Here is a 568-nt window from a genome sequence, read left to right as displayed (position 1 = left end):
CTATTTAATGCTTAACTCATTTGAGCTGTCATCACACTTTTGCAAAAGATACATTTTGCGCCGTGTGGATTGTTCACTGTGACATCAAATTGTGATGTTCTATATTGTGAACCGCAACAACTTGGGCATTTAAAATAGAGGCGAATAGTAATAGCGCCTTTAGAGAGCCACCACGTTGCCTGCTGCGGGGCCTTTCATACCATTTTCCATGGTGAATGAAACTTGTTGGCCTTCAGCTAATGTTTTGAAGCTATCACTTTGGATTGCAGAGAAATGTACGAATACATCTTTGCTGCCATCAGCTGGAGTAATAAAACCAAAACCTTTACCTTCATCGAACCATTTTACTGTACCAGTCATTGTATTAGACATAGAATTTCCTTTAATTTATTTAATTTGCCATAAGGCATATGTGGTTTGTTTTGTATTTTTACTTATGGGAATTAATTAGAAGGAATTCACAATGAAGAGGTATCGAGGATAACGCTAAACGGGAACAACTTTAAACTTACTAACATAAATAGGTCTGTACTTCCAAACCAGTGACGCTATTAAGCCATAGAAAAAT

1 protein-coding gene and 1 pseudogene are annotated in these 568 nt (G+C 36.8%); both read right to left on the bottom strand.

The window, feature by feature from the left end:
* Window positions 1-29 precede the first annotated feature (29 nt).
* Window positions 30-152, bottom strand: a pseudogene (locus DK861_RS18540) (cold-shock protein); the annotation flags it as partial.
* A 7-nt stretch (window positions 153-159) separates the two neighbouring features.
* Window positions 160-372, bottom strand: a complete 213-nt coding sequence (gene cspA, locus DK861_RS17325) for an RNA chaperone/antiterminator CspA (protein ID WP_004244726.1) — start codon at window positions 370-372, stop codon at window positions 160-162.
* Window positions 373-568 lie beyond the last annotated feature (196 nt).

The sequence above is a fragment of the Proteus sp. TJ1640 genome (assembly GCF_003144445.1).
In the GTDB taxonomy this organism is placed as follows: domain Bacteria; phylum Pseudomonadota; class Gammaproteobacteria; order Enterobacterales; family Enterobacteriaceae; genus Proteus; species Proteus penneri.
Note: the sequence above shows the minus strand (reverse complement) of the source record. Positions and strands in the feature narration are given on the sequence as shown.

What these genes read in the sequence shown, in the direction of transcription:
- cspA (WP_004244726.1), bottom strand. Translation starts at nt 372, where the DNA reads ATGTCTAATACAATGACTGGTACAGTAAAATGGTTCGATGAAGGTAAA.